General features: G+C 28.8%; 9 protein-coding genes and 1 pseudogene. 2 read left to right on the top strand and 8 right to left on the bottom strand.

The genetic code is table 11. The features are described 5' to 3' along the window. Both LBD57_RS06175 and LBD57_RS06170 read left to right on the top strand, forming a co-directional pair. Nucleotides 1-548: pseudogene (locus LBD57_RS06175) on the top strand (hypothetical protein); the annotation flags it as partial. After that, the gene (locus tag LBD57_RS06170; RefSeq protein WP_373470462.1) at nucleotides 545-961 is read left to right on the top strand and encodes an adenylyltransferase/cytidyltransferase family protein; all 417 of its coding nucleotides are present in this window, start codon (nucleotides 545-547) and stop codon (nucleotides 959-961) included. The pseudogene LBD57_RS06175 and the gene LBD57_RS06170, both read left to right, overlap by 4 nt. 71 nt (nucleotides 962-1,032) lie before the next feature. Here LBD57_RS06170 and LBD57_RS06165 read toward each other — a convergent pair whose 3' ends face one another. The 8 genes from LBD57_RS06165 to LBD57_RS06130 all read right to left on the bottom strand — a co-directional run bounded on the left by LBD57_RS06165 (nucleotide 1,033) and on the right by LBD57_RS06130 (nucleotide 8,079). Further along, nucleotides 1,033-2,208 (bottom strand): CDP-glycerol glycerophosphotransferase family protein, encoded by a 1,176-nt coding sequence (locus LBD57_RS06165; protein WP_373470461.1) that lies wholly within the window; start codon nucleotides 2,206-2,208, stop codon nucleotides 1,033-1,035. 356 nt (nucleotides 2,209-2,564) lie between these two features. Beyond that, complete coding sequence (locus tag LBD57_RS06160) at nucleotides 2,565-3,971, bottom strand: transglycosylase SLT domain-containing protein (RefSeq protein WP_373470460.1); 1,407 nt, start codon at nucleotides 3,969-3,971, stop codon at nucleotides 2,565-2,567. A 60-nt stretch (nucleotides 3,972-4,031) separates the two neighbouring features. Continuing rightward, nucleotides 4,032-4,259 carry a hypothetical protein gene (locus tag LBD57_RS06155; protein ID WP_373470459.1) on the bottom strand — a complete coding sequence of 76 codons (228 nt, stop codon included), beginning with the start codon at nucleotides 4,257-4,259 and terminating at the stop codon, nucleotides 4,032-4,034. 426 nt (nucleotides 4,260-4,685) lie between these two features. Beyond that, nucleotides 4,686-5,165, bottom strand: a complete 480-nt coding sequence (locus LBD57_RS06150) for a hypothetical protein (protein ID WP_373470458.1) — start codon at nucleotides 5,163-5,165, stop codon at nucleotides 4,686-4,688. Nucleotides 5,166-5,253: 88 nt separating this feature from the next. Next, nucleotides 5,254-6,369, bottom strand: a complete 1,116-nt coding sequence (locus tag LBD57_RS06145; RefSeq protein ID WP_373470457.1) for a type II toxin-antitoxin system HipA family toxin — start codon at nucleotides 6,367-6,369, stop codon at nucleotides 5,254-5,256. Further along, complete coding sequence (locus LBD57_RS06140; RefSeq protein WP_373470456.1) at nucleotides 6,359-6,619, bottom strand: helix-turn-helix domain-containing protein; 261 nt, start codon at nucleotides 6,617-6,619, stop codon at nucleotides 6,359-6,361. The genes LBD57_RS06145 and LBD57_RS06140 overlap by 11 nt, the downstream gene beginning before the upstream one ends. Before the next feature lie 126 nt (nucleotides 6,620-6,745). After that, a complete protein-coding gene (locus LBD57_RS06135) occupies nucleotides 6,746-7,183 on the bottom strand; it encodes a spore photoproduct lyase family protein (RefSeq protein WP_373470463.1) in 438 nt (145 codons plus the stop codon). Continuing rightward, nucleotides 7,180-8,079 carry a hypothetical protein gene (locus tag LBD57_RS06130; protein ID WP_373470455.1) on the bottom strand — a complete coding sequence of 300 codons (900 nt, stop codon included), beginning with the start codon at nucleotides 8,077-8,079 and terminating at the stop codon, nucleotides 7,180-7,182. The genes LBD57_RS06135 and LBD57_RS06130 overlap by 4 nt, the downstream gene beginning before the upstream one ends. Between the last annotated feature and the right edge of the window lie 348 nt (nucleotides 8,080-8,427).

Below are 8,427 nucleotides of genomic sequence, written 5' to 3'. Positions count from 1 at the left end.
AAAACACACCCCACAACCCACCCACCCACCCCACCCCCCCCCCCCCCCCCCCCCCCCCCCGCCGGCCCCCCGCCCCCCCCCCCCAAAAAATCAGAATTTCAAATTACTCAAGTACTGTTGGGTTAAATATAATAGAAAAATTTAAAAAGCGTCTTAATGATTTTAAACTTGATTATAGTATATATAATTTTACTAATTCTGATATGTTGTGGATTAATTTAGGGAAGAATACAAAAAAGAAAGATTATGAAGTAACCATGAAGGACTTTATTAATTGTCCTTTTAAGGGATGTCTAACTTTAGAAAATGGTAGTATCTCTAAATGCTCTAGGGCAACAGTTGCCCATCACATTCAAAAGTTTGAATGTGATGATTTAGTAGGGGGTTTATTGATAAGAAAATCCTTGACATCAAGAAAACTATTAGACTTTATTAATAATAACAATCCTGTTACTGCTTGTTATTATTGTAATCCTGTAGGGAATAAAATTCCTGCGGCTATTCAATTAACTATAAAGAAATGGGATAATTTGGAGATACAGGTATGAGAATAGGGTACACAAGTGGGGTTTATGATTTATTTCACATAGGACATATAAATTTATTAAAAAATGCAAAAGGGTTATGTGATAGGCTTATAGTAGGTATAACAGTTGATGAATTAGTTAAATACAAAAGTAAGCTTGCAGTAATTCCTTTTGAAGAACGTATTGAGATAGTTAGAAATATTAAATATGTTGATGCGGCAATTCCTCAAACAAATTTAGATAAATATGAAACGTGGAAAAAATTACATTTTGACATATTGTTTGTTGGAGACGACTGGTATAATTCTCCAAGATGGAATAGCACGGAAAAAAAATTTAAAGAAGTAGGGGTTAGAGTAATTTATCTCCCTTATACAAAAAATACTAGTTCTACAATAATTAATGAAACGTTAAATAAATTAAGATTGTTGTAAACATAAGAGTTAGATGCTGAGATAACATTATAGCTACTTAGACTATTACCGGTCAAGTACAGTCAAGGGTTTTATGTCAGTTTCTTTTTTATATATTTTAATATTGTCTCAGTGGCATGCGGATAATTTATTTTAATATACTTATTTGCAAACTTGTCACGAGATTTTTTCATATAATCTTGTTCTTTAATCACAACATTATCTATAAAATTAGCAACTTGTTCTTTACAAAACGCTTTATAAACATGGTTTAATATCTTCTTCCCAAAAGGGAGAAATTGATCGTCTATTTCTTCTTCATCTTTTAATAAAAAACACTGGGGGTGATCTGTATATAAATATTCTGCTAAAAACGATCCACAATCATGTATTAAAGCATCACTGTTTACAAACAAATCAAAATAATCTCCACTATTATCATAAACCATATTTGGAATAGCTTTGATATCTTGCAAGTACTTATCTATTTTCTCTAGGCTCCATATATTTGTTACAATCAATCTATCAAACAGATAAGGGTGAGGTCTAAAAATAAAATCAACATTAGCATACAATCTTGGTAACTCTAAAATAAAATCTGCATAGTTTATAAAGTTTGAAATACTGATGGAATATTTATTTTTTATAATAGAATGATGGGGTGCAATAATAATCTTTTTTCGAGTGTGTTCTTTCCTATTTATTAAGGAAATAGAGTCCATTTTGCAATACCCTGTCACTAACAAATTATTTATTTTAAATCCTCTAAACTTTTTCATAAAAATTAATACATTTTTATTTTCTAAAAATATTTTCCATGCACAACTAAATATGTGGTTTTTTGGAAGAATGTATTTGTTGTATTGAAAAAGTCCATTATACGCATAAAAAATATAAAAACTTAGAATGCCTTTATCTTTTAAATAGCCTATCCTGTAATACTCGTGCACAGCACTATCATACGGATTCATATTACAAACCATGTCCATTTTACTACTAAAATCAATAAAACTATCATTGTCATAACTCTTATAGACAGTACTATACTGTGAAGAAAGAACATTATATGTTTTCTCTACTCTAGAAATCATACTTTTAAAACCCCAAGAAACATCACCAATTACGACTATAAAAGGCTCGAACACTTCCTCTTTTAACATTGCATCAAATAATGGTCTTGCTTGAAATATTTGTTCAGAAACTACCAAAAATGCAACTCTAATTTTATGCCCTTGGGATACCTTGATTTTTAAATTTTCTTCTATCAATTTATATTGTATATGTGTATATATATTTTTTTTTCATTTTTGAATTAATTTTATTTACTAGAAACCTCTTTTTCCCTTCTTGTTTCCCATACAATAAATAATGCAATAGAGGGTTCATTCTCACTTCTCCTGACTTGACCTTTTGGGTTCCCCCAAACCTCCTTTTTTATGAATGATTTTTACTTTTTTTCCTTAAAACGGTCAAGTCAGGTTCTAAGAATAGCAAAATCATTATTGGCATTTATTCCATACAATATTTCCCAATCGGGAGATATTGTATGGTTCGTATATAAAATTAGGTAAGTTTGGAAAATAAAAATTAGCTATATATAGTTTTAATAAGTACCTTAGAAGAATTATTTAAAATATTTCCTTCCAGGTCTAATTATAAGAATTTGCCCTGGTTTTAAGTACTTATGTTTTAATAAAGATGGATTATCTTTATAAATTTTTTTTGGAGAAGTTTTATATTTAGCGGCTATTTTTTCTAAATATTCACCTCTTACAACTTTATGTTTTACAAATCCAGGAGAAGGATTTAAATCTTTAACTTTGGAAATACTTTCTAAAAATATATCTTTGCTGCCATAAGGTATTTTCAATGCAAAGTTTGGGTATCCTAAAGGAGTGCTCCAAGCTTGCAAAGCAGGGTTTAACTTTTTTATTTCTTCTAACGTTGTATTTGCACAACTTGCGGCAATTTTTAAATCTATAACTTTGTCAGTATGGTAGATGTCATATTTTATAGGTTGGTCATATTTGAGATCATTAAAGCCATAAGACTCTAAATTGTTGGCGATTGTTGCTGCTGCTATAAATTGTGGAACATAATTCTGTGTTTCTTTTGGTATAGCATTTCTACTAACCATTTCAGAAATATTTGAAGCGTTAGAGAATTTCATATCTCTAATAAGTCCGTATTCTCCTCTGTTATATGCGGCGAGTGCCAAATGCCAATCATTTAACATAAGATATAACTGCTTCAAATATAAACATGCAGCTTTTGTAGCTTTTTCTGGGTCTTTCCGTTCATCTATCCAATAATTAATTTGAAGTCCTAAAGCTCTGCCCCTGTGTGCCATAATTTGCCAAATCCCTACTGCTCCTGCTCTAGATACAGTGTTATTGTTATATAAACTTTCAACTATAGGTAAATATAATAATTCTTCTGGCAAATTCATTTCTCTTAAAGTTTTTAAAATAATATCTTTATATGCCCCACTTCGCTCAAAAGCAAGTTGTACTCTTTCTTTAGCAGGTTTAGAAGAATATATAGAGATATACTTTTCTACAAGAGAATTATCTTCTGCAGACATAGCAATAGAGTACTCTTTAGTAATTGGTGTTATTGTAGTTGTTGTAGAAGAATATATACTATTTAATTGTTTTATAATTTCGCCTAAATTATCAAAAATAAAAAAATATAAGGAAGGGTCAATATCAGCAGACTTTAAAGTGTCTAAAAATAAATTAAAATTTTTCTTTGCATTTTTTAAATGATTGGCTTTAAATGCGTCATAAGATTTTTGATAATAAACTTGTGCTAAAATAATTTTAGATTTTGTTTCAGAATCATTAGCAGCTTCTTGTAAAGCTTTTGATGCTTTAGATATATTCGAATTGTCTTCAAAACTTGTAGAAGGGATTGGAATATCTTGAGTTATAATATTTTGTTTATTTAGAAGCATGTCTTCTTTTTGAGCATTTGAGATAGAATACACAAAAAGTATTAAGGTAATAAATAGGATTTTATATTTACTCATAGGAATACTATACCATGTTTTCATATATATCATTATTTGATCAAAAACTGAACTGATTAATTATAAATTTTTAATTACTTTTAAACAAGTTTCAAGAGTAGTTTCTCTATTAGATGATTTTATGTCTGGGACGCTTCCAATCTCAGCATTACATGTGCCATCAGGATTTATACTGTAATCTAAAGAGTATCGCAAAATCATTTTTGAATCTGGTAACATAATTAGGGCGGGATTGAGTATACATCCATCTACAAGAGACATTTTATCTACAATTGTGGAAAGTTTCATTTCTTTACATAGTTCTGCAATTCCTTCACTTGCTGCAAAAACTTTATCATCAATTAAGAGCCATTTCCTACATTTAAGAACAAATTGTGATTTAGGTTTTATGGGTAAAACTTGTGCTGTAGTAATGTGTTAAATCTTTGAGATCAGCTTTATTAACATTATAAAAAACCTTTAATTGCTGCTGTTTATCTAGACTTAAGAGTATCAAAATTCAAAAATTCGTCTATCAAATGAATTTCTTTCAATGCTTCTTTGATAAAAGCCACTACGTGATTTCTAATTTTAATAAGGCTATAGAATTTATGTAATATTCTTCCTTAAAGATAGGTAGAATATATTCTAAACATAATTACTTGACCCACCACCATTTTCAGTGATATCAATAATTAAATGGTCATAATTTTTACGTAAGCAATTCTGTTAGGTTCAATAAATATTGTTATTTTGTAATACTTCTTGATCTATATCTTTTTGGATGTCATTTTGTTTCTTTTTATTTTTGAAATTAAAATAAAGTTTATGATTTCTTATTGTTGACTCATTAGACAATATTTTAGACCAATTTTGACGGTTAGGTATGTCTCTATAGGCTTTATACCAATACGCTATGTCACCTAGAAAAAGTCCATTATGGGCTGGAAGTAATTTTGAAAACTCGTAGATCAATGTTATTTGTTCAAAATTATTATTAGATCTTGAAATTTTTTCGCGATATTTTTTATATTGGTTATCAAAATTTAGGCCATTTCGTTCAGCAACACAAACCAATGGACTGTTTTGTTTTAACACTGTATAAAGATAATCAAAATCATCAAGAATTTTTTTGTTGTTTAAGTGAAGAAAATTCTGTTCCTCAGTTGAAAATAGTTTTTGAAATAAATTTAATTTATAGTCCAAGATAATCATTAACAAAAAAACTAACATTATTTTTTATATTTAATATATTTTCTACCTAGCAACCTCATGTAAATATTGTAAAAATAAATGGTTTTTATTATCTTTTAAAGTATTTCTGGATATTTGATTTGTATATGTGAGTTTTTGTTGTACTAAGGATATGTTTAGCTCTATTTAAATTTAGTCCTACCTTTTCTGCAGCATTAATTATATCTGTTTCATTTGGGTTTTTACCTTCTCCATTAATTAAAGTAGCATGCTCTCCACCTATTCCTTCTGCATACACAATGTCATAAGCAGGAGATACAATCCAACTGTTATTATCGTATAAAAATGAAAAGTTTTTAGAATGATCGTCCCGATTATGGGTAAAAACATTAAAACACATAATCCTAAACATTTTTTCCACTTCTGCATAGCTTTTTGTTAATTTTAAGGTTGCGTTGAGTAAATCAACATAGTCAAGTGTAGGATAACGGTGCGAGGTCTCCAATAATCCACTCGCTGAGACCATAAAAACTTTTTCTCCATTTGGTTTGCGGTCAAATCGTTTTACTCCAAAGTATTTGTTTTTGAAGAGGCATGTTTCAGGCATATTTATACCACATTTTTTTGCTGTTATAGAATATTCATATTCTTGTTTTCCTATATTTTTAGGATCACTTAATGCATAGAATTTTATAAGCCAACTTTCATTATTTATTCTCAACAAAATTTTTGGACGTGCACCACCTGAAGCTCCTCCTAGTTTTAAAAGATCGTCAAGTGCGTTTTCTGTGTATGTGGTTTCATTTAGCATATTATGTGCTTCTTCGGCTAGTTTGTTTATATCGTTTGTTGTTATAGGAGTTGTAGTTAAATTTGTTTCAGGTTTGTATTCCAGCCCTCCCATTCCATTGGTTCCTACAATTGAGAGTCTGTCTAAAATCGATACTTGTGCAGGATTGATCCCCTTTTTTATAAGCATACGGTCTATAAGCATTTTACCCCAACCATCAGGTAAGCTATCATTAAATACACCAAAGTTTCCATCAAAAGGTTCTAGATTTGCTATAAAAACTTTTTTTTCAATAGGTAGTTTAAAAGGAGATATGGAAAAACCATTAGACAACCATGTTCCGTCATATTCAAAGGCACAACAACGCGTGTCTGTCATGGCTAAACGTCCTACTTTATTCCCGTGATAAAATACATTTATAAGTTTATTTTGCATTTATTATTTCATCTAAGTTTTGGTAATTTTTACGTACAAAAAGTTGGTTGAAATCTGCTTCATAGCCAAGAATAACAGCAATGCGCAAAAGAGAAGATAATGATATTTCTCCACTTCGCTCAAATCGTTTGATAGAGCCAAGAGATACTTGTGATTTCTCTGCTAGCATAAACTGTGACAATTTAATTTCTTTGCGTCGTTTGCGAACACGATTCGCCAGACTCTGTTTAATAGTTAATATAGTATCCATTTTTATTCTTTTTATTAGCAAGTGTATAATATATTATCTTATTTTTTATACAAACACAACTGATAATATATATAAATGTAAATTTATCTTTTTATAAATTTACATACAGTTAGCATAAAAAATGATTTAGCTGTTAAAAACTGTTTTCCATATATTATTATCTTCCATACACAAATAAACAATAGTTTTTGATTTTTTGGATTTAATGTATTTAGTTAAATGTTTGTAGATTTCAATTCTTAAATTATCATCGTATCTTAACTTAAAATCTTTGCCTAAAAGTAGTTCTCCATTAAGAATTTCTGTTTGAGGAAAACGATTTTCAATGATTGGTTTTTGTATAGAGGGCATTCTAAGTGTGCCAATACTTATCCATTTGATGCTATTATTTGGTACAAAATCAAAAATCATATCTATTATATCTTGATAATCTCGTCTCCAATCTTGATAATAAATTACCGGATCAAAATGAAAAGCTGTACTAAAGCCAGCTAATGCACATTTTTTTGCTGCAAGCAATCTGTCTTGAATGGATGGTGTTTTAAATTCATTTTCAGCAGTTATTTTTTTGTATTAACACTCCAAGCTGCTACAATATTTTCTACGCCTCCACAAGATAGAAGGTTATGGATGTTAGTACTTTTTGTTTTAAACTCAAAATAAATGCCTTTTTTTAGTTTAAAATAAGCAATAATTTTTTGAGAAAAATTTGTAATATTGTCAAAAATCAAAGAATCTGTAAATTCACCACTACCAATTCTTTTATAATTAAAAAAGCCTTTTTCAGCCGCTACAATTTTGTTATCGACTAAATAATCATCTATATTATAAGGGATAATAATTCCCTCTACATTTTGATAACTTTGTAAAAAACAATAACTACAATCATAAATACATCCTATGCCTAAGTTCATAATAGAATATCCACAATTTACTACGCTTTGTGAACAGGGGCATTTCTTAAAGAAATCGTATTTTTCTTTAACTAAAAATAAGGTGTTGCATCTATTATTGTAGTCTTTTAAAGTAAAATGATGTTCTTTAATAAAGGTTTTTAAAGAACTTATTTCTTTGAAGTCCGATTTTTTAAACAGTACTTTAATTTTTGAAAACAGTTCGCTTTTAGCCGTATCGTGTTCATAGTAGATATTTTTTGGATAAAACTTTTTTTGTGAAATATCTGCCATTTTGGAAGGATCAAATTCATATTTTGGCAAATAATATGAATTTAAAGAATTTTTATGGAAAGTTTTAGGATATCTACGCTGTAATAGAGTACTTTTTAAAGTTTCATAGTCATGTGTTGTTAAAAGGTTTAAAAATGTGTTAAATGGCATTTTTTCGATTTTGGAAATTTCATTGATAAGCCTAAATATTTCCCTGGATTTGTTTGTTCCGAAATATGGGAATCGTTTTTGAAAAACTTGCAATAATTTTGAAGTGCTGGGACTTTTATTCATTTTATTACATCCTAAATCTAAAAAATTTCTATATTACTTTTGTAGAATCTTATAAAATATTAAATTTAGATATTTAAAAGAGAAAAAGTATAGTTAAGTAGGATTTGATAATTTAATCCTTTGTGATATTTTCAGTATTATACTAAATCATGCAATCTCTAATACATTCATTTGTTTTAGTATGTGTATTACATTTAGCATTCATTTAGCATTAATGAAATTAAGGGAATTATTTTCAGCAATGGTGTTATGGATAATAGTATTTTGAGAATAGTTAGTATTTTGAGAATAGGAACTAGTATTAACTAAATAAACATTAGTAGTTGACAAATCAATATCAGAGTTGGT

The organism is Candidatus Endomicrobiellum cubanum, assembly GCF_031278955.1.
In the GTDB taxonomy this organism is placed as follows: domain Bacteria; phylum Elusimicrobiota; class Endomicrobiia; order Endomicrobiales; family Endomicrobiaceae; genus Endomicrobiellum; species Endomicrobiellum cubanum.
The sequence above is the reverse complement of the archived record's forward strand: the minus strand, read 5'-3'. Positions and strand labels throughout refer to the sequence as shown.